An 18,742-nucleotide genomic window follows, 5' to 3' on the forward strand; every position below is an offset into this window, starting at 1 on the left:
TTGAGCCGATTCGCAAAATAAGAAGGGGCTGTCCCAAGGTCACGAACGTGACCTGAGGGACAACCCCTTCTTTGTAAAACAAAATCAAACCATCCTTTGGAAAATGGAAGGGACGAGCAACCCTCAAAAGGTGAGGGTTCCTTGTACCTCCCTATTCCCAAGCCAGGCTTATAAGGTGCAGATCGGAACGTGTCAGCGTCACGCCAAGCAGTCCGGTAACAGGGCCGGATGCTCCACTAGGTGCAAAGCTTTATCTGCCGTCCAGCAGATTGCCGAGGCCGCCGAGGATGCTGCCTTCTTCCTTGCGGCCGGAGTTGCCCGCAGCCGACAGAATACGGTCTGCCATCCGGCTGAACGGCAGTGACTGCACCCATACCTTGCCCGGCCCGCGCAAGGTGGCGAAGAACAGGCCCTCGCCGCCGAACAGCGCGGTTTTTACGCCTTTTACAAACTCAATGTTGTAATCGACCGAAGAGGTCATCGCCACGAGACAGCCGGTATCGAGCTTAATCGTCTCGCCTGCCTGCAAGGTACGCTCCATGACATAGCCGCCCGAGTGGACGAAGGAAAGTCCGTCCCCTTCAAGCTTTTGCATAATGAAGCCTTCACCGCCGAAGAAGCCCGCGCCCAGCTTGCGCTGGAATTCAATCCCGATCGAGACGCCCTTGGCTGCACAGAGAAAAGAATCCTTCTGGCAGATGATTTTGCCGCCGTGCTGCTGAAGATCCAGGGGAATGATTTTGCCCGGATACGGGGCGGCAAAGGTTACACTTTTACGGCCGTAGGCTCCGCTGTGCGTGAAGATTGTCATGAACAAGCTTTCACCGGTCAGCAGGCGTTTGCCCGCGCCCATCAGCTTGCCCATCAGCCCGCCTCCGCGTGAGCCGGTGCCGTCGCCGAAGATTGTCTCCATGGTAATCTCCGGGTCCATCATCATGAAGCTGCCCGCCTCGGCAATCACGCTCTCGCCTGGATCAAGCTGGACCTCAACACACTGAATTTCCTCTCCCATAATCACATAATCAATCTCATGTGCGCTCAATAGTATTCCTCCTAAATTTTTGGTGTCAGTGCTTCATCAGCTTATTCTCATTTTACTATGTAACCCTATGAATGTATGGCTGAGATATATACGCGCCCCATTCTTTGCTGGTTTCAGGATGAGTCCAAAAATATTCCCCCACCAAAATCTGATACAAAAAAGGCCAGCCTGTTGTTCATTTGGCTGACCTTTTCGCTTATCCCTGAAACAGGGGCTGATTCTGAAATTGTCACATTACGGTACCATCGTGCGGCTTGCTAAGTGTGGGCTGAATGGTGGGTGCTTTGCTCAGCTTAGGTCTGCCAAGTGAGGTTGTAAACGTAATAACGTAGCCGGCTACGACTACTGCGATTACTGTGTACAGCGTTTCCTTGAGAGGCATGTAGAAAAGCGATAATGCCAGAACGATTACATCCATCAGGATAAATACGGTTCCTACCTTAATCCCCTTCCATTCACTGATCAGCAGCGACAAAATGTCGTCACCGCCGCTTGCCCCGCCGCCGCGCAGGACCATTCCCGCTCCTAGACCTGTCAGTACACCGGACAACAACGCCGCGAGCGGCAGGTTATCCTGCAGATTGATCACCCATCCGGAATAACGCTCCATCAGACTGTAGAATACCGTGAAGGCTCCTACGGAGATGAAGGTGTTCAGTACGAACGCTCTTCCTTTGAAGATCATCGCAATTAAGAGTACTGGTATGTCTAAGATTAGAATAGATAAAGAAGGCGAAATGCCCAGCACATATTTGCCGAGCAGCGACAAGCCTACAAATCCGCCCTCGGTCAAATGATTCTGATAATTAATGTGATAATAAGTAAATGCAAGCAGCAATGTTCCGGACAATATGACTGTGAGTCGTAGCGGCATTCCCATGCCACTGTCTTGTTTCCTCATACAGGTCTCCCCTTATCGTATATAGCGGCTAGACGTTTGCCAAGCCTCTACGACGGGTCTGACCGGAGGAAGTGTTACTCCTTCGCATACAATGATACTCCCTTCCCTCGCAGAGGCGGCTAACGTCAATGAACAACGGTTCGCGCACTTTCTACAGGGAAGCTAAGTATAAGACAGATCATAACGTTTCCAAATCGTCCTTTGGGGAATCGTCCTTCGGGGACACATGGTATCCTGATCCTTTCTCTAATTTGATGTGTTCTGAATAGATTATACCACGCAGAAGTGACTCTCTAAACACTTTTCCATTAAAAAGCATAAAGAACACTGTAAAATCTCTGTCAACCCGGATTGCGCAGCAGACGGTTGACCGTCTCCCGCCGCACGCCAATCAGCTGTCCGATCTCCTCCTGTGTCAATAAATCCGTCAGCTCTGCGCCATGGGAATATTCAAGAAGCCAGCGTTTCAGCAGATCCAGCCGCTCTCCGGGAGTGCCCACTGTAAGATGGTCCAGGCGGGTCTGCATGAAACGCACCTTCTCTTGAAGCAGCAAGGCGATCTCCATCACTTTATCCGGATCTTCGCGCAGCTCACGGTACCATTCCGCTGCCGGGACAAGCTCCACTTCACTTTTCATCATCGCTACAGCCGTTCCATGCGCCTCCTTCGGTGAAATGAGTGAATGATGGGGGACGGTCTCCCCGGGGTACAAGAGATTGAACAGCACCATGTTCCCATTCTCATGCAGCCGGGTTACCTTGAAGAGTCCGCTCTTCACCTGAAACAGATTCTGGCAGGCATCCCCCTGGCGGAACAGGACCTCTCCTTTGTGCAAAATCATCCCGCTCTCTCCTTTATATTCTCAGTATGTATTACTCTATTCTACAAAATGTAAAGAAACCCTGTACCAAAATGCAGGCAGAGTACGATTTGGCCAATTTTACCAGGAATTAGACTTTATTAAGCCGAACTTCACTCCTGCCCTTTTATTAGTTGCCTGTCCGACTCAATAAAGCGCTGTACCGGTTCTCCAGCCAAGCCAGCAGTTCATCAGCACAATCTTCCGGCGGATGTTTTGCCGTGTACAGCGTAAGTTCAGGGCTTGCAGGGACTTCATAAGGATCGGAAATGCCGGTAAAAGAGGGAAGCCCGCCACATCGGGCTTTGGCATACAGGCCTTTGACATCCCGTGCTTCGCAAATCTCCAGCGGACAATTCACATACACTTCTACGAACTCATGCAGCTGCTGCCGGGCATAGCTGCGCATTTCTGCATAAGGACTGATCAGCGAAATCACCGTTATCACACCATGCCGGTTCAGCAGTTCCGCAACATAGACAGCCCGGCGGATGTTCTCGAAGCGGTCCTCCCGGCTGAATCCGAGCCCGTGTCCGATGCTGCGCCGCAGCTCATCCCCATCCAGCCATTCCACGGCCTGCCCGGCTGCCCGCAGCCTGTCTGTAATCAGCGCCGCAACCGTAGATTTGCCGGCCCCGGACAGCCCGGTAAGCCATAGGGTAATTCCCCGTTGGACACTCATTCTCTTCCCTCCCGTACCCCGTAGGGGATCCGTTCCAGCAGCCCGGCTCCATACACTTGCTGCAGCTTCAGTTCAGGCATATGGATATAGCCGATATAGCAGTCACAGACCATCATCCGGCAGCTACGTTCCACCGATAAGCCTTCCAGCCCGTCCCGGTATAGATTGCCGATAACTCCCCTGTCCTTATAACAGCGTTTGACCTGGCCGGGACCTTGCACATAGAAAACATTGCTGCCAGCATTGCAGGCTTTGCCTAAACTTTCGTAGTCCCGGGTATTGAGCACGAAATGAGGATCTATTCCGCTTAAGAAGGCTATATCCTCCCCGGTATAGTAATTGGGCTTATCCTTGTAGGCATTCACCCACAAATAGACCTCTTCCGGCAGAGCCGCACGAAGGGAAGCAATCGCCTCAAAGCTGCTTCTAATCCCGACGCTGCCCACACTGAAAGGAATCCCCTGTTCATATACAGCCATACATTGAGCAAGAAACCGCTGCTCCGCTACCTGGCCCGGATGATAGGTTGCCCAGAAGGCGGCCTTGTGCGGGTTCAGCCTGGCAGTGAAATCAAGCCCCGCCGACAGATTGGTCTGGATGGCCACCTTGTCTACATGGTCCAGATTGGACAGTGTAATCATAGCTTCTCTGTACCAGCGGTGAATCAGTGCCTCGCCGTAGGGATTGAAGAAAATAGACAGGCGGTGCCCTCCGGCTCCCTGGTCGGAAACCCAGCGGACAAACGTCTCCAGCTCCGCCCGGTCCTTGGCGAGGCGCTCCGCACTGTCTCTAGTCTTGCCAAAGGGACAATAAGGGCAATCATAGTTGCAGGAGGTAAGGGCACCCCGGTAGTAAAGAACAGCCTTCATGGCAAAACAAACCTTTCCATCTGCTTCCGGATCTCGCCTGAAATAAACCAGTCGCCGATTGAATCGGAGTAGCCGAGGCCTTCCGGGGTCAGGCGCAGTATGCCGTCCTCTTCCCTGCCCAGGCCGCTTTGCAGCAGCAGCCCCAGCTCCGGGTAATCCCTCCACAGAGAAGAGGCAAACCGCCCGCTGTAGTCCGCCAGCTTCAGTCCTTCGCTGTGCAGAACCGCCTTCAGAATAAACCGCCGCTTCTGCTCTTCAAGGCTCAGCATAATGCCGTAGTCTGCAGTGTCATAGCGTTCAGCCGAAACATAATCGGCGATAATACTCTCCGTAGCCTTGCGGCTGACCCCGTAACGGGACGCATAATGTACATTCCGGGTATAGGATCTGGCTCCGCAGCCCAAGCCCACCATTCCTTCCTCCTGGCAGCTGTAATCCAGAATGGGTTTGTGCGTTCCGGCGGTTTCCTTGGCAAAACGGCGCATGGAATATTGGGTGTAGCCATGCCCCGTCAAAAGCAGCTGCGCTGCCTGATAACATTCATGGCGGATGTCCGGCTGGCGCTGAATATCCTCTGGCTTCACGATTGTGTGGTGGCGCGTATATAACGGATAAATGAAAATTTCCTCCGGCCCTTGGTTGACCGCCTGCTGCAGGGAAAACAGCCAGGATTCCACAGTCTGGCCCGGGAGGCCGTAGATCAGATCCAGATTCAGAATTGGAAAATCATACTGTTTCAGCAGCTCCAGCGCCCGGTATACCACATCCGGATTCTGCGGGCGGTATATGGCGGCCGACTCCGCAGCGACAAAGCTCTGAATGCCCATGCTGACCCGGTCGACGGTATGTTCCTTCAGGATATTCAGCTTCTCTTCCGTTAGCGTCTCCGGAGACGTTTCTACCGAGATAGAGGCTGTGGCAGCGTCCAGGCCCATAATATCCTCAGCAATCCCGAACAGCCGGCGGAGCTGTGCAGGGGCAAGCAGGCTGGGGGTGCCGCCCCCTATAGCGAACCTTGCGAACGGCTTGCTGCCGGTGAATGCCGCCCACTGCCTGGCCTGGCGCTCCAGGGCATTTACATACACGGTATGCACCTCGGCCCGCTTGTCAGGCAGGGTGAACAGGTTGCAGAAGCCGCAGCGCGCGCCGCAGAAGGGAATATGCATATAGAGAAAAAAGCTCTCCGCAGGCTCCTCCCGCCAGAGCGGCTCCAGCGGAACCGGCGGATTTAGGTCGCGGTAAGCGGTTTTGTGCGGATAGGAATATAGATAATTTCGGTAAGCCTCAGCGGTAATGCGTTCTCTCCACTGCGTAACGTCCTCCGAAGGGAATGGTGTTCTTCCGTCATCGCGGAGATGCAGGGGAGGCTGTGTTGACGTCATACGGTCTCCATCCTTTCGGGTAAAATCCGGTGCTGGGCTATAGGAAAAACTCCCGGTAAGGGACATTCCACACGGTTTCATGCGCCAGCCTGTGTCCATGGTAGCCCTCTTCGCCGAAAGCCTCGCCATGATCTGAAAAAGCCAGGCAAAAGACCGGATTGCCGCGTTCACGAAATGCATCGAACAGCCGGCCCAGTTCGCCGTCCACATAGCGCAGCGCAGCGCGCTGGGTGTCTATGGAATCTTTGCGGGCACCCGGTACAAAATAGTGATTCGGCCCGTGGATCGCCGAGACATTCAGAAACAGGAACAGCCTCTGATCCAGCGGGGTGTCCTTCAGCAGCTTCAGGGCATGGTTCACCTGATGTTCTGTGGACCGGGGGTTCGTGACCCCGAACGTCATCCGCCAGTAGCTGTGCTGGAAATAGCCCGGCAGGACCCGGGCGAGCGGTACTTTTTTGCTAAAAAAAATCACTCCCCCTATACAAAGGGTCCGATAGCCTTCGGCGGCAAGCCCTGACACAACATCCGGCGTATCAAACAGCCAGGTGTGGGGGTGGGTCTTCATGCCGGTATTCCGCGAGTGGAACAGCCTCACATGCCGGGATTTGTCCGTGGTAGCCGGGGTAGGCAGAAAACCGCCGAAAAAGGCATGATGCGCGGCATAGGTGAAGCTCCCGGGGGTATGCCTTTTTTCCCAGGAACCGGTCCCGCACAGATTGGGGCAGTTCGCTTCCTCCAGAACCGCTGCGTCATAGCGCAGGGTGTCGAGTGTGATCATCAGCAGATCGTGGCTGCCGATAACAGCATTCATGTCTGTCATAAGTGTCCTTCCTTTATGAGCTGCTTCATTTCCCATTCATAAGTGCCGAATCCCTGATACTCTACGTCATAGAGCAAGTCGCCAAAAGGATTGACATCTGCGGCATAGGTTAGTTGAGAGCCGGCGGATACCAGCACATCTATCCCTGCAACACTTGATCCCGGAAAAGCCGCCAGCGCATGGACTGCAGTATTCCTGACCTGTTCCTGAGTCTCCCCGGAAAGTCCCGCCGCTTCCGGGGACATCCGGCGGCTGCGCAGATGAAGGTTGGTGATCGGCGTGGTGCTTACCCGGGCAATGGAGTGGCAGGCTTCGCCCAGTACCACCAGCTGGCGGATGTCAAGCGAAGTCCCTCCTGCACCGGATTTGGGAATCCACTGCTCAGCATAAGCCCCGTGGCGGCATAGCCAATTGATCAATCCGGCAATCGTGCGGCTGTCGGTATAACGCCGCAGCTTGCCGGAATTATAATAAACAGGGGGACGGGTAATATAATTCTCTACCCCTACGGTGGTCACCGCAATCTCCGCCCCTGTAGACGGGTTCACCTGGTAGGCAATGACACCGGAAGCAGCAGACCCGCAGGCCAGCTTAATAAAAACCCGGTGCATGCGCTGCCGGATCATCTGTTCACGGATGGAGCTGTAGTCCTCAAGTGCCTGCTCTGCGCTGAGCGGACGCGGGATTCTGACATCCGCAGCGGCCAGAAGCTGCTGCGTACGCCGCTTGTCGGTCATATCCGCGATATCCTGCGGATCATTCAGCCACCGGGAATCCGGCAGAAGGAGGGCCGCTTCCTCCCGAAGCCTGGCCAGCAGGCGGCAATAGCCGCGAAACCACTGGGAAGGATGATGCAGCACACCGGGCATGTCCCGAAGCTTTCCGGCGGTTCTACAGCTTAGCGGATAAGGATCAGGCTTCTGCCCGAAGGGATGCAGGGCATCGCTGGAGGCACCGGCATCCGGCGCACCCAGCATAATTAAGGCCCGCTCCACCTCAAAGCTGCCACCTGGCGAGTCCAGCCGGAGCAGCGGCGCGGGAGTGCCGGGGGCTGGTCCGTTTGCAAGATCCAGGCAGCCCTCTGCTGCCAGGAGGCCGGCCAGCGTTTGGCCAGCCAGCAGGCCAGTATACGGTAAAATAATGGCCGGCGGCAGCCCCAGACGGCTTCTCGCCTGTTGAATTCCGCCAGTCCGCTTGTCACCGGGGATGCCGATGACGATCAGCGGCCGCGTCTTCTTCATCACTCTGTGATGGAAGGATACCGCCAGTCTTCGTCATCATCGCTGGTCTGGCGGTCGCTGACATCCGCTGGCAAGCCGCTGCGCTGCCAGCGGGCAAGCATCTCTTCAGACATATAATGATGGCTCAGGTTCAGCGCCTTCAAGCCTTTGATCCGTTCGCTGGCCAAAAGCACCTCCGCACCTTTGTCACTAAGCGTTCCCAGAGACAGGTCAAGTGTATCCAGCTGGTCCAGGATTGGGGCATCTGCAACCGCTATGGCGATTTCATCCTGGATTTCGCTGTTTTTCAGGCCAAGGTATGTAAGCTTTGGAAATTTACCCGGCTCCATAAGCGGAATAATATCTTCAAGGCTGCCGTCAAAACCATAATTATCGACACCCAGGTATAGCTCCAGCTTGCGCAGATTCGGGAGCTCAGCAGCCGCGATTTGGGCCAGAACGCCCTTGCCCAGACCGCCGGTAATAATAATTAGCTCTTCCAGCTTGTCATGCTGCAGCTTACTCAGGCTCAGATCGTTCCCGCCCTGAATCGTCAGCGATTGAAGCTCCGGGAAAGCCGGCAGCAGCGGAGAAAGATCACTTTGCGTAATCCACGAAATCTCACACTCCTCATACCCCATCTCGCCGATGAACAGCTTGCGGAGGGCCGGGAAGCTTGCGCTGTGTTTTACGAGCGCTTCTACAACGTCCTCCGAGCTGTTCTCATAAGCCTGCCCCCAGTCTCCGATAACAAGACTGTTCAGCGATGCGGCTTCGGGACTTGCGCTTAAGCTTTCAATCGCTGCTCCTATCCGCTGGCCATCTTCAAATTCATCGTACCCAACCGTAAGTTTAACTTCTGACATGAGTAATCCCTCCCGGCAAATTTTGGCTATAAATTACCCTAACATCTTCGGGGAGGGTTGGTCAAATGAATCCATGTGCTGACGGTGATGTCCACTCTGTCAAACCGGGAGACACTGGTTGTTAAGTAGCTTTTCAGTGAAAAGAGCATCTGTTAACCGGCTTCGTCAGCTGGTTAGGTGGAAAAATATCACTAATTTGTTTAAGTATCAGCAACTCGGCAAGCTAAGTGGAAAAAGGCGCACTAATTCAGCCTATTTCGATCCACATAAGGAAATATCGGTGAATCCAGTTCCCTTTTTCCACTTAATCCTCGCAGTAGTTGATTTCTGAGGAATTTAAGTTTCCTTTTTCCACTTGGCTGGCCACGGGATCGCCCAAAAACGGCATTTTCGCTTTTGCTCTTACACCTCAAGCGGAGCGCCTCACTCCTTATCCATAAAATAACCCTACTAAGCGGGGCTTTTATATGGATATGGAGGCTGATTCAGATACTTTGAAAGGGCCGATAAATCCTTTCAGACATGCAAAAGGGCTGCCCTCACCCGCAGAATAAAATCTGCATAAAGATGACGTTGGGCAGCCCCTTTAAATTCTATTATACTCAGCCGGTCTTGAGCGGCTTCTTCCAGAGGCCGAGCGTCAAGCCGGAAATGACAGAGCCGATCAGCACGGCTAGGATAAACAACAAGGCATTGCTGGAGAGCGCAGCCACGAAAATACCGCCATGCGGTGCGGGAACGTTGAGGTTCCACAGCTGGGTCAGGCCGCCAGCAACGGCTGATCCTATGATGCAGGAGGTCAGGACACGCAGCGGGTCTGCGGCGGCAAAGGGAATCGCCCCTTCGGTAATAAACGACAATCCGAGCACATAGTTAGTCAGGCCTGATTTGCGTTCCGTTTCGGTGAACTTATGCTTGAAGAACGTAGTAGCCAGTGCAATAGCCAGCGGAGGAACCATCCCTCCGGCCATCACTGCCGCCATCATCAGCCCGTTGGTGTTGCCGCTGGAGGTAAATACGCCAATGGCAAACGTGTAGGCGGCTTTGTTGAACGGCCCGCCCATATCAATAGCCATCATTCCTCCAAGAATCAGTCCCAGTAAAACTGCATTGCCTGTTCCCAGATGATTTAGTCCGTCGATCAGACCTTCATTAATCCAGCTGAACACCGGATCGAACAGGTAGAACATAATCCCGCCGGTAATCAGCAGGCTGAATACGGGATAGAGCAGGATCGGCTTCAGTCCGTCCAGCGTTTTGGGCAGTCCGGCAAACGTTTTGCGGAGCAGGATGACCACATAACCGGCCAGGAACCCGGCAGCCAGACCGCCAAGGAAGCCGGCGTTGGAATTGAGGGCCATGTAGCCGCCGACCATCCCCGGCATCAGGGCCGGACGGTCACCAATGCTGAGCGCGATGAAGCCGGCCAGGATCGGGATCAGGAAATGGAAGGCGCCATCGCCGCCGCCAATGGTCTGCAGCAGCTTGACGATTGGATTATCAACACTTGCCACCTGTTCAATCAGGAAGGAGATCGCGAGCAAGATCCCGCCGCCGACTACGAACGGCAGCATATGCGAGATGCCGTTCATCAGATCCTTGTAGATTCTGCTGCCGATGCTGCCCGATTTGGCTGCCGGAGCCTCATCGCCCCCGCGTCCTTCGCTGCGGTAGATAGGCGCTTCACCTTTCACCGCTTTGGTTATCAGCTCTTCAGGCTTGCGGATGCCGTCGCTTACCGGTCTTTGCAGCACCGGCTTGCCGTTGAAGCGGGCCATCTCCACGTTCTTATCGGCAGCGATGATCACGCCGCTGGCCCGGGCGATCTCGTCCGCGGTCAGCACATTCTGGGCGCCTTCCGAACCATTGGTCTCGACGCGGATGTTCACGCCCATTTCCTTGGCTTTTTTCTTCAGCGCATCTTCCGCCATAAAGGTATGGGCTATCCCTGTAGGACAAGCAGTTACGGCAACAACGAAGCTCTGTGATGCCGGGTTGCCCACAATCATACGTTCAGGTGCCCCCTGTTTGGTTCCGCCAGTGCTGGCTGCTTCGTCTGCCTTCGCCTCGGCTTCAGCTTCGGCCTGTTTGGCATCGAACAAAGCCGCTACCTCATCCGGTGTCCGGGCATTCATCAACGCTTCAATGAATTCGCTTTCAATGAGCAGCCTCGACAATGCTGCCAATGTGCGCATGTGCATATTCCCCGCTCCCTCAGGTGCGGCAATCATGAAGAACAGCTTTGCAGGCTCTTCATCCAGAGAGGCAAAGTCTACGCCCGCCGCGCTTTTGGCAAATACAACGGTTGGTTCGTTGACAGCTCTGGTTTTGGCATGCGGCATGGCGATTCCCCCGCCGATGCCGGTACTGGACTGCGCTTCGCGCTCCAGAATTTTTTTCTTGAATAAAACGGGATCATTAATCCGGCCGCTGGCCGCAAGGCTGGCGATCAGTTCATCAATCGCCGCTTCCTTGGACACCGCCTGAAGGTTCATGATCATCGTTTCTTTTACCATCAGATCTGTAATTTTCATTACAATCCACTCCCTTTAATCACAAGTGTGCTGCTTGACTTATAGCTGTTCAATCTGAATCTGTGTCTTAAGCTGCTCGATAAGCGCTCTGTCCGCTAGATCATCCGAGAAGGCCGTTGCGCTGCCTGAAGCCACGCCTGTCCGGAAGGCCTCCAGCACATCTCCAGTAAGAGACAGCGTGCCGACGAATCCGGCAATCATGGAGTCCCCCGCTCCTACCGAGTTCTTCACCTTACCCTTCGGTGCATTGGCAAAGTACACCCCTTGATCCGAAATGAAGAGCGCACCCTCACCTGCCATAGACACCAGAACATTCCGTGCACCTGATTCCAGCAATCTGCGGCCGTAGGTAATAATCTCATCTCTGGAGCCGATGCTCACGCCGAACAATTCTGCCAGCTCATGATGATTGGGCTTTACCAGCAGCGGCTCCTGCGCCAGCGCATCCTTCAAGGCCTGACCTGTTGTGTCGATTACAAACTCAGCCTTTTTGCTTTTGCATTCCGCAATCAGCCTGCTGTAGAAACTTCCTCCCAGCGAAGGTGGAGCGCTTCCTGACAAAACCAGAATATCTCCGGCCTGCAGCGCTTCGAGCTTAAGCAGTAAAGCCTCTGCCTCCTCCTCACGGATCGCAGGTCCGGTCCCGTTAATTTCTGTTTCCTCAGCAGCCTTCAGCTTGATGTTAATCCGGGTGTCCTCGGCTACTGTTACGAAGTCACTGGAGATATGCTCTTCACCCAGCCATTGCCCGATATATCTTCCCGTAAAGCCCCCCAGAAAACCGGTTGCCGTATTGCCCACTCCAAGCTGGTTCAGCACACGGGAGACATTGATTCCTTTGCCGCCCGGAAGCTTGAGATCCCGTTTCATCCGGTTCAATCCGCCGAGCGTCAAATCTTCAACTTCCACGATATAATCGATGGAAGGGTTAAGCGTCACAGTATAGATCATGGTTATCCCTCTTTATTATGGTTTTCCGGCCCTCACACTAAAGTATAGTCGAGTTCCAGGCCTTCCAGCCCGCGAATGAAGCCTTCAGGTGCCCCTGTATCCAGAATGCAGTGATCGATTTCCTGCAGGTCAGCCACTTTGCAAAAGGATACCTGGCCAATCTTGCTGTGGTCAGCCAGCAGGATAGCCTGCTTGGCCACGGAAATCATTTTGCGTTTGGTAGCGGCTTCCAGCATATTCGGCGTGGTGATGCCTTCATGCATATCCAGCCCGTTCGTCCCGAGAAAAGCTTTGTCTACCCGGACCATTTCCAGCGAACGCTCCGTCATCGGTCCGACAAAAGCGAGCGTATCCGGCCGCAGCATCCCTCCGGTGATCGAAACTTCGATGTTGCGGCAATCCTTCAGCTCATTGAGCGCAATCATGGAATTGGTAATGACCTTAAGGTTCGAGAACGTCTTCAATGCTCTGGCGATTTGCAGCGTCGTGGTTCCTCCATCCAGGAGGATGGCGTCGCCTTCCTGAATCATCTCTACAGCCTTGCGGGCAATCCGCTGCTTCTCTTCAAGGAACCGGTCTGCTTTGTCCGGAAACGCCGCTTCAAAATTCACACTCTGCAGCGAAACCGCTCCGCCGTGCGTGCGTTTCAGCAGCCGCGCTTCTTCAAGCTCCTTCAAATCACGGCGGACGGTGGATTCGGACACGCCCAGATCCTGGCTAAGCTCCTGTACGGACGCCCGGGTATGCCTTTCAACAAACTGGACGATGCTTCTTTTGCGTTCTTCTTCGAACATGGTGCCCACTCCTTGTGAACAGCGCAGAATAGGAAAACAACGGTTCTGCTATCTATGAATCGATGATCAAAATGATCAATATCACGCTCACTCCGTGATCATTATTGACCATTTATGCTCATTTATGATTGTAACAGCGTTTACATCTGGTGTAAAGTGATTTTTCATTGGCTTATTTTCTCTTTAGGCCGCACAAATATACCCTGCCCCCAAGGTTTTGTTTGTCAGGAACACTGACACTTTTCCCGAAAAATACCATGCTGCTCATTTCCGCTTATTTTTGCTCAATTTCCCGGCCGGCAGTATAGGAAAACACTATTCAGAAATATCCTCTCATTCGCCTATTCCTCCCGGCGCTGTTTGACATATTTTATATTACATATGGGAAAAAGCAGGTGAACAGGAGATGGCCCACAACAACAATAACTTTGGATACGGTAATACGGGGAATGGCCGCACTAACGGCAAGAGTAGCAAGGACGGCAACGGTGCCCCCCTCGAAACCGAGGAGCTGGATGCCGAAGATTACGCCATTATTGCAGCCGGACTGACAGCACTGGGCGACATCTTTGCCTTTTTATCTCTAGTGAAAGCCAAGCAGGTAACCAAAGAAACCGGAGGCCAGGCCGGCGTAGATCCGATTCTGTTCATACAATCGAGAAAAAAAAAAGCAGCGAAACGTAAAAACCGTCCACTGCGTTGACCTTCTATTCATCTGTGCTCATGGAGAGCCTAGCGGAATGGCATGATGCTGTTCAAATAAGGTGCTTACCGCTTGCTGGTTCTGCTCCTCCTCCAGGGTTACAATGACAATAATATGTTCCTTGGCGGCATGGCGGGCGTAGACTTCCGCATCCTCCTGCGGAATTCCGATGCTGATCAGACTGACGGCAAGTCCATCCCCATCCAGTTCCGCTCCCGCCAGCTTCCGGGCTGCCGGACCGGCGGCTACCGCTGTATCAGGCAGCATCTCCAGCCCGACACCCAGCGCTTTGGCGGTTCCGAACAAGCCTTCATTCCCCTCGCCGGATTCTGTCCGGCCAATCCCCGTATCGTGGCTGATCACATTCAGCGTATTCTTTTGCTTCGTCACCACCGAGATTTGCTTCGGCTTGATGCCCTGTTCCTTGGCAGCCTCAATCGCCAGAGAAGCATCGCCCGGATGTCCAAAAATCCCCATAACCAGTATCGTCATCTCTCATTCCTCCTGTTAAAGCGATATTAACCTCAGCTTCCTGCCGCTAACCAGAGTAATCCTAAGTTCCGGGCAAGCGATATCTGAATCATTCTTCCGGAATTCGGTTATAAAGATAGAATCGATACATATTGCTATAATTGAGAAATCAGGGGGTGCTGCTATGCTGCAAAGCAAATATTTTAGGACATGTCTGGCCATTATCGCTTTTTTAACGATTCTGTATCTGGGCTCCAAAGTCGTTTTTCTGATCACACCATTGGTAGCTATCTTCAATCTGCTGCTTGTGCCGATGATGCTGTCGGGTTTTATGTATTATTTGTTGCGTCCGCTCGTCAATTTCCTGGAGAGCAGGAAGCTGAACCGCATGCTGTCAATTCTGCTCATCTATGTCGTGTCCATAGGACTGTTTGTACTCTTCTGGGTACTGGTCTGGCCGACACTGCGCGAGCAGATCCAGAATTTCATCGACAATACTCCTTATCTGGTGCAGGGGATGCAGGATCAGTTCAACAAGCTGCAAAACGACCCTTACTTTTCCCGCTTCTTCAAGGGGGATGCCGATCTGTCAGCACGGATATCGGGTTACTTGAGCGATGTCATCACCTGGGTGACCAATTCTATGTCCAACCTGATCGGCGTGGTATCAAGCATTGTAGTGGTCATTGCTACTCTGCCTATTATTCTCTACTACATGCTGAAGGATGGACATAAGCTCTCCCCCATTCTGCTCAGCCTGGTCCCAAGAAAGTTCCGCAAGGAAGGACAGGACATGCTGCAGGATATCGACAGTGCGCTCAGCGGATTCATTGTTACAAGAGTGCTGCTGAACGTGGTGCTGGGGGCCATGCTCTATGTGGGTTTTCTGATTATCGGGCTGCCTTATTCACTGATGCTTGCCATCATTTCTATCCCGCTTAATTTCATTCCGTATGTCGGCTCGCTGCTGGCGGCTGTTCCCGTTGTGATCGTGGGCTTCATTGAATCCCCTACGATGGCTATCTGGTCGCTGGTGATCATCGTCATCGCCCAGCAGATTCAGGACAATGTGCTTTCTCCAATTATATACGGCAAATCCCTGGATGTGCATCCGCTGACTACGGTAGTACTCGTACTCGTGGGGGGCGATTTCTACGGCATCATCGGCGTATTGATTGCACTTCCGGTGTATATGATCCTCAAAATCATTTTTCTGCGGATCTATGAGATTATCATTGCTGAGCGTGTGGAAGACGTGGTAGTAGCCAAAGAAGAGCAGCTCTGACCCACAGACCTGTCAGGCTTAGATTATCGCCAAAAAAGACGCAGGACTCTCCAGCGGAGAAGCCTGCGTCTTTTTTTGTACCGGTACCGTTCAGCCCCGGAGGGAGCGTACTACAAAGATATGGCTGCCTTTCAGCAGATTCTGTCCATCCTTCAGCGTAACCGAACCCTTGGTATGTGAAACAATCGTTGTATTGTATGCAATCAGCTGATCGCCCTTCCAGACGGTTACCGCTGACTTAAAATAGACTGCATTGTCGAACTGCTGGCGTTCTCTCATGACGTATCCGACAGCATGAAGCGTCGGGGCCAGGGCTCTCTCCTTGGGGGCCAGGGCCTTGATGAATACAATGTCACGAAAAGGCACCGCGATTTCCTGATGGCCAATCACAGCCACTGAAGCCGCCGGGTCCCATTTGCGCAAAACACCCTTCATGATCGTGTAAGGCTCTTCGCCGCAGTACATAATAACGGGCCTGCCTACCCAATGCTTCATGGCCCCACCCCCTTCGCTGTATCTGAGCTGACTATATATTCGGTATGGACCAATCTATTCCCTGTAAGCCATGCGACTCCAGATACTGGTTGGCCCGGGAGAACGGCCGGCTGCCCAGAAATCCCCGATGCGCCGAGAATGGGCTGGGGTGCGGAGACTGGATCACAAGGTGGCGGCTCCGGTCGATATATGCCCCTTTTTGCTGGGCATGGCTGCCCCACAGGATAAAAACCAGAGGCTCCTGCCGCTCATTCAGCTTCTCCATCACCGCATCGGTGAAAGTCTCCCAACCGAGCCCTTTATGGGAGTTCGGCTGGCCTTCCCGGACCGTCAGCACAGCATTCAGCAGCAGAACCCCTTCCTCCGCCCAGTGCAGCAGCGAGCCGTGGTCCGGAACGGAAACACCCATGTCTTCATGCAGCTCTGTGTAGATATTGCGCAGGGATGGCGGTATCCGCACTCCCGGTTTGACCGAAAAGCTGAGCCCATGTGCCTGTCCTGCTCCATGATAGGGGTCCTGCCCCAGAATAACTACCCTTGTTCTGTTGTAGGGTGTCAGCTTAAGCGCCGAGAACAGTTCCTCTTTGGGCGGATAGACTGTGTATTGCTTGTATTCCCGTGCCAGCGCATAGCGCAGCTCCTGAAAATAGGGCTTCTGCGTTTCTTCCTCCAGAATCTCATCCCAATCGTTGCCGAACATTTTCCTTTCTCCTTCCGCTCCCATGCGTGTTATTCATTCATTACCTGTTATTACCCAAAATATAGCCGGCTCCGGGCAGATTATTTCCGTCCGTAATCCGCCTTGATCTCTCCCCATTCCCTGGTTTGCCACTTCAAGATCTTATTGGTATATGTATTTGTCTGCAGCCAGCGCTCCGCACGGTCGATCAGCGTCCAGATTTCCTCTGTGGAAGCATCGCGCGGCAGTGTGGTAGCTACCTTCTTCTGCTTGACCCATTTCATGGCATTCACAGAATCGCTGTAAATGGTCCGGCTGCTGCCCTCTTTCTTCAGCAGGGCCAGCGCATGGACGATCGCCAGGAACTCGCCAAGATTATTGGTGCCTTTTGAAATTGGCCCGCAGGAAAAAATAATGTCACCAGTCTGCGTATCCACACCCTTATATTCCACAGGCCCGGGATTGCCCCGCGTCCCCACATCCACGGAAATACTGTCATACTCAATTTCTGCCGGTGCTTCTGCGGGTGCGCTGCGCTTAAAAGAGCTTGCCGCTTTGCTTTTGCCTGCTCCGGTTGCTGCTGCGCCGCTTCCCCAGTTGCCCTTCCAGCCAGCCTTGTAGGCGGCATCTGCCGCAGCCCTGGATTCATAGGATTTATATTTTGCACCCGTATAATGATCCGTCTGTGCCTGGCATTCCGCCCATGTTCCGTATACACCGGGCTTCTTGCCTTCCCAGACCACATAATATTTCTGCTTAGCCATTGTGATCTTCCCCTTCCAGCCGCAATTGCGGGGTCAAAAGAATATTGTAATCCAAACGGCGGCGAGTTTGAAGTCCTAAATAACGAAACCCGCAGCCGCCGCATATTCAGCGGATAATAACCCGGCTGCAGGTTCATAATATACCCATGGAAATTAGTCCAGGACCGCAAGTGTAATATCGGCAATCCTCTGCAGCTTGCCTGGGTCCGGGCTGGTTTTGACCATGACCCGGAGTCCCACCAGCGCATTATGCAGGAATGCCGCAAGGTCAGCCGCCCGGTGATGTTCAGGTATTTCTCCGCTCGCCTGCCCGCGGGTGATCAATTGTTCCAGCAGCCGCTCCGTATTCAGAAATGCATCGTTAACCTTGGAGGTGGCCTCCGGGTCATGATTGGCCAGCTCAACGGCAGTGTTCACAAGCAGACAGCCGGATGGCTCCGTCTCCTGCTTATAGATAACCGATTCGAACAGCAGCCGGATGGCTTCTTTGGCGGACTTCACGCCTTCTACGCGCCCTTCCATTCTACTGGCGGTCATCTCTGCAAAACGTTCGATGGATTTTATATATAAAGTATGCTTATCACCAAAAGTATCGTACATGCTCCGCTTATGAATGCCCATACCGGCCACCAGATCCTGCATCGAGGTTTTCTCATAGCCCTGCTGCCAAAAAACATTCATCGCCTTGCCCAGTACGTTGTCGACATCAAATTCTTTGCTTCTTGCCATCATCATGCTCCTTTCTGCCTCTATAGTTTATCATTTATAGAACGTTCGGTAAATATTAACACAAGGAGGATGTTCACATGAAAAAGCTTACAGCTTTAACGGCCATATTCGTTCTGGCCCTGCTTGCCGGATGCGGCAACTCAGCGGACAACAATAACACGGCAGGCACCAATCCCCCGGCGAACAACGGGAACGCTACCAATGCCACCGCTGCACCGGATGCTGTAACCTCGGCTTCCGTGGTTGACAACGGCGAGGATTTCAAAAAGGCAATCAGCAAAGAGGGGACCTGGATTGCCGCCACACTGAAGGATCTGACCTTTACGGAGGATCTTGTCGTCGAAGGGGAGTTCAGCAACAAAGGTGAACCCGCACGCAAGATCGCGCTGTACACGCAGGATGCGGATCACAATATCACCAACTCTTTTAGACTGACGGCTCCCAAAATTACAATCAAAAGTGAGAATACCCAGATTCAAGGCGGCACTTTTGTTGGTGACGTCTATGTGCAAGCGAACGGCTTCAAAGTGGTGAATGCCACTATCGAGGGCAATGTCTATTTCTCCGATGATAAATACCAGGCCACCTACAGTGCGTCGGACCAGGGCAAAGTAACCGGTGTAACCGAAGTCCAAAAATAATTACGGATTACCGCAAAGGTGCTTCCATGAAGGCTTGAATGCCGAGGGAGC

The 18,742-nt window shown here is 53.3% G+C and carries 20 protein-coding genes; 3 read left to right on the forward strand and 17 right to left on the reverse strand.

The window, feature by feature from the left end; genetic code table 11:
* Positions 1-250: 250 nt before the first annotated feature.
* The 12 genes from PGRAT_RS21150 to PGRAT_RS21205 all read right to left on the reverse strand — a co-directional run bounded on the left by PGRAT_RS21150 (position 251) and on the right by PGRAT_RS21205 (position 12,924).
* Positions 251-1,042: a TIGR00266 family protein gene (locus PGRAT_RS21150; RefSeq protein ID WP_025705282.1), complete on the reverse strand. Its 792-nt coding sequence runs from the start codon at positions 1,040-1,042 to the stop codon at positions 251-253.
* 229 nt (positions 1,043-1,271) lie between these two features.
* On the reverse strand, positions 1,272-1,943 hold the full coding sequence (locus PGRAT_RS21155; protein ID WP_025705283.1) for a YitT family protein: 672 nt from the start codon (positions 1,941-1,943) through the stop codon (positions 1,272-1,274).
* A 341-nt stretch (positions 1,944-2,284) separates the two neighbouring features.
* Entirely contained in the window at positions 2,285-2,785 is a 501-nt protein-coding gene (locus PGRAT_RS21160; RefSeq protein WP_025706712.1) for a Crp/Fnr family transcriptional regulator, read from the reverse strand.
* A 148-nt stretch (positions 2,786-2,933) separates the two neighbouring features.
* Positions 2,934-3,485 carry an adenylyl-sulfate kinase gene (cysC, locus tag PGRAT_RS21165; RefSeq protein WP_025706713.1) on the reverse strand — a complete coding sequence of 184 codons (552 nt, stop codon included), beginning with the start codon at positions 3,483-3,485 and terminating at the stop codon, positions 2,934-2,936.
* Entirely contained in the window at positions 3,482-4,354 is an 873-nt protein-coding gene (locus PGRAT_RS21170) for an STM4011 family radical SAM protein (protein WP_025706714.1), read from the reverse strand. The genes cysC and PGRAT_RS21170 overlap by 4 nt, the downstream gene beginning before the upstream one ends.
* A complete protein-coding gene (locus tag PGRAT_RS21175; protein ID WP_025706715.1) occupies positions 4,351-5,736 on the reverse strand; it encodes an STM4012 family radical SAM protein in 1,386 nt (461 codons plus the stop codon). The genes PGRAT_RS21170 and PGRAT_RS21175 overlap by 4 nt, the downstream gene beginning before the upstream one ends.
* 37 nt (positions 5,737-5,773) lie before the next feature.
* Positions 5,774-6,559 carry an STM4013/SEN3800 family hydrolase gene (locus tag PGRAT_RS21180; protein WP_025706716.1) on the reverse strand — a complete coding sequence of 262 codons (786 nt, stop codon included), beginning with the start codon at positions 6,557-6,559 and terminating at the stop codon, positions 5,774-5,776.
* Entirely contained in the window at positions 6,556-7,800 is a 1,245-nt protein-coding gene (locus tag PGRAT_RS21185; RefSeq protein ID WP_042267182.1) for an STM4014 family protein, read from the reverse strand. The genes PGRAT_RS21180 and PGRAT_RS21185 overlap by 4 nt, the downstream gene beginning before the upstream one ends.
* Positions 7,800-8,645 (reverse strand): STM4015 family protein, encoded by an 846-nt coding sequence (locus tag PGRAT_RS21190; RefSeq protein WP_042267184.1) that lies wholly within the window; start codon positions 8,643-8,645, stop codon positions 7,800-7,802. Before PGRAT_RS21190 ends, PGRAT_RS21185 begins: the two co-directional genes overlap by 1 nt.
* A 602-nt stretch (positions 8,646-9,247) precedes the next feature.
* On the reverse strand, positions 9,248-11,179 hold the full coding sequence (locus PGRAT_RS21195; protein ID WP_042267186.1) for a PTS fructose transporter subunit IIABC: 1,932 nt from the start codon (positions 11,177-11,179) through the stop codon (positions 9,248-9,250).
* Positions 11,180-11,218: 39 nt separating this feature from the next.
* The gene (gene pfkB, locus PGRAT_RS21200) at positions 11,219-12,130 is read right to left on the reverse strand and encodes a 1-phosphofructokinase (protein WP_025702911.1); all 912 of its coding nucleotides are present in this window, start codon (positions 12,128-12,130) and stop codon (positions 11,219-11,221) included.
* Between the two features lie 32 nt (positions 12,131-12,162).
* Complete coding sequence (locus PGRAT_RS21205) at positions 12,163-12,924, reverse strand: DeoR/GlpR family DNA-binding transcription regulator (RefSeq protein WP_025702914.1); 762 nt, start codon at positions 12,922-12,924, stop codon at positions 12,163-12,165.
* A 406-nt stretch (positions 12,925-13,330) separates the two neighbouring features.
* On the opposite strand from PGRAT_RS21205, the gene PGRAT_RS21210 reads away from it, so the two are divergent.
* Positions 13,331-13,627 carry a hypothetical protein gene (locus PGRAT_RS21210; protein WP_025702916.1) on the forward strand — a complete coding sequence of 99 codons (297 nt, stop codon included), beginning with the start codon at positions 13,331-13,333 and terminating at the stop codon, positions 13,625-13,627.
* An 18-nt stretch (positions 13,628-13,645) separates the two neighbouring features.
* Here PGRAT_RS21210 and PGRAT_RS21215 read toward each other — a convergent pair whose 3' ends face one another.
* A complete protein-coding gene (locus PGRAT_RS21215; RefSeq protein WP_042267189.1) occupies positions 13,646-14,119 on the reverse strand; it encodes a general stress protein in 474 nt (157 codons plus the stop codon).
* A gap of 163 nt (positions 14,120-14,282) precedes the next feature.
* On the opposite strand from PGRAT_RS21215, the gene PGRAT_RS21220 reads away from it, so the two are divergent.
* Positions 14,283-15,383: an AI-2E family transporter gene (locus tag PGRAT_RS21220; RefSeq protein ID WP_025703846.1), complete on the forward strand. Its 1,101-nt coding sequence runs from the start codon at positions 14,283-14,285 to the stop codon at positions 15,381-15,383.
* Between the two features lie 90 nt (positions 15,384-15,473).
* Here the strand turns inward: PGRAT_RS21220 and PGRAT_RS21225 are convergent, their stop codons facing one another.
* The 4 genes from PGRAT_RS21225 to PGRAT_RS21240 form a co-directional block, all read right to left on the reverse strand.
* Complete coding sequence (locus PGRAT_RS21225) at positions 15,474-15,878, reverse strand: hypothetical protein (RefSeq protein WP_025703847.1); 405 nt, start codon at positions 15,876-15,878, stop codon at positions 15,474-15,476.
* A 31-nt stretch (positions 15,879-15,909) separates the two neighbouring features.
* Entirely contained in the window at positions 15,910-16,578 is a 669-nt protein-coding gene (ung, locus tag PGRAT_RS21230; protein ID WP_025703848.1) for a uracil-DNA glycosylase, read from the reverse strand.
* Positions 16,579-16,658: 80 nt separating this feature from the next.
* Entirely contained in the window at positions 16,659-17,321 is a 663-nt protein-coding gene (gene rnhA / locus PGRAT_RS21235) for a ribonuclease H (protein WP_025703849.1), read from the reverse strand.
* A 153-nt stretch (positions 17,322-17,474) separates the two neighbouring features.
* On the reverse strand, positions 17,475-18,056 hold the full coding sequence (locus PGRAT_RS21240) for a TetR/AcrR family transcriptional regulator (protein WP_337588155.1): 582 nt from the start codon (positions 18,054-18,056) through the stop codon (positions 17,475-17,477).
* 71 nt (positions 18,057-18,127) lie between these two features.
* On the opposite strand from PGRAT_RS21240, the gene PGRAT_RS21245 reads away from it, so the two are divergent.
* Positions 18,128-18,691, forward strand: a complete 564-nt coding sequence (locus PGRAT_RS21245) for a hypothetical protein (protein ID WP_025703851.1) — start codon at positions 18,128-18,130, stop codon at positions 18,689-18,691.
* The last annotated feature ends 51 nt before the right edge of the window (positions 18,692-18,742 follow it).

Source organism: Paenibacillus graminis (assembly GCF_000758705.1).
Classification (GTDB): Bacteria; Bacillota; Bacilli; order Paenibacillales; family Paenibacillaceae; genus Paenibacillus_AQ; species Paenibacillus_AQ graminis.

Bases quoted from the DNA above. Each gene is read 5' to 3' on its own strand.
- PGRAT_RS21155 (WP_025705283.1), bottom strand. From the start codon at position 1,943: ATGAGGAAACAAGACAGTGGCATGGGAATGCCGCTACGACTCACAGTC.
- PGRAT_RS21160 (WP_025706712.1), bottom strand. From the start codon at position 2,785: ATGATTTTGCACAAAGGAGAGGTCCTGTTCCGCCAGGGGGATGCCTGC.
- cysC (WP_025706713.1), bottom strand. From the start codon at position 3,485: ATGAGTGTCCAACGGGGAATTACCCTATGGCTTACCGGGCTGTCCGGG.
- PGRAT_RS21170 (WP_025706714.1), bottom strand. From the start codon at position 4,354: ATGAAGGCTGTTCTTTACTACCGGGGTGCCCTTACCTCCTGCAACTAT.
- PGRAT_RS21175 (WP_025706715.1), bottom strand. From the start codon at position 5,736: ATGACGTCAACACAGCCTCCCCTGCATCTCCGCGATGACGGAAGAACA.
- PGRAT_RS21180 (WP_025706716.1), bottom strand. From the start codon at position 6,559: ATGACAGACATGAATGCTGTTATCGGCAGCCACGATCTGCTGATGATC.
- PGRAT_RS21185 (WP_042267182.1), bottom strand. From the start codon at position 7,800: ATGAAGAAGACGCGGCCGCTGATCGTCATCGGCATCCCCGGTGACAAG.
- PGRAT_RS21190 (WP_042267184.1), bottom strand. From the start codon at position 8,645: ATGTCAGAAGTTAAACTTACGGTTGGGTACGATGAATTTGAAGATGGC.
- PGRAT_RS21195 (WP_042267186.1), bottom strand. From the start codon at position 11,179: ATGAAAATTACAGATCTGATGGTAAAAGAAACGATGATCATGAACCTT.
- pfkB (WP_025702911.1), bottom strand. From the start codon at position 12,130: ATGATCTATACTGTGACGCTTAACCCTTCCATCGATTATATCGTGGAA.
- PGRAT_RS21205 (WP_025702914.1), bottom strand. From the start codon at position 12,924: ATGTTCGAAGAAGAACGCAAAAGAAGCATCGTCCAGTTTGTTGAAAGG.
- PGRAT_RS21210 (WP_025702916.1), top strand. From the start codon at position 13,331: ATGGCCCACAACAACAATAACTTTGGATACGGTAATACGGGGAATGGC.
- PGRAT_RS21215 (WP_042267189.1), bottom strand. From the start codon at position 14,119: ATGACGATACTGGTTATGGGGATTTTTGGACATCCGGGCGATGCTTCT.
- PGRAT_RS21220 (WP_025703846.1), top strand. From the start codon at position 14,283: ATGCTGCAAAGCAAATATTTTAGGACATGTCTGGCCATTATCGCTTTT.
- PGRAT_RS21225 (WP_025703847.1), bottom strand. From the start codon at position 15,878: ATGAAGCATTGGGTAGGCAGGCCCGTTATTATGTACTGCGGCGAAGAG.
- ung (WP_025703848.1), bottom strand. From the start codon at position 16,578: ATGTTCGGCAACGATTGGGATGAGATTCTGGAGGAAGAAACGCAGAAG.
- rnhA (WP_025703849.1), bottom strand. From the start codon at position 17,321: ATGGCTAAGCAGAAATATTATGTGGTCTGGGAAGGCAAGAAGCCCGGT.
- PGRAT_RS21240 (WP_337588155.1), bottom strand. From the start codon at position 18,056: ATGATGATGGCAAGAAGCAAAGAATTTGATGTCGACAACGTACTGGGC.
- PGRAT_RS21245 (WP_025703851.1), top strand. From the start codon at position 18,128: ATGAAAAAGCTTACAGCTTTAACGGCCATATTCGTTCTGGCCCTGCTT.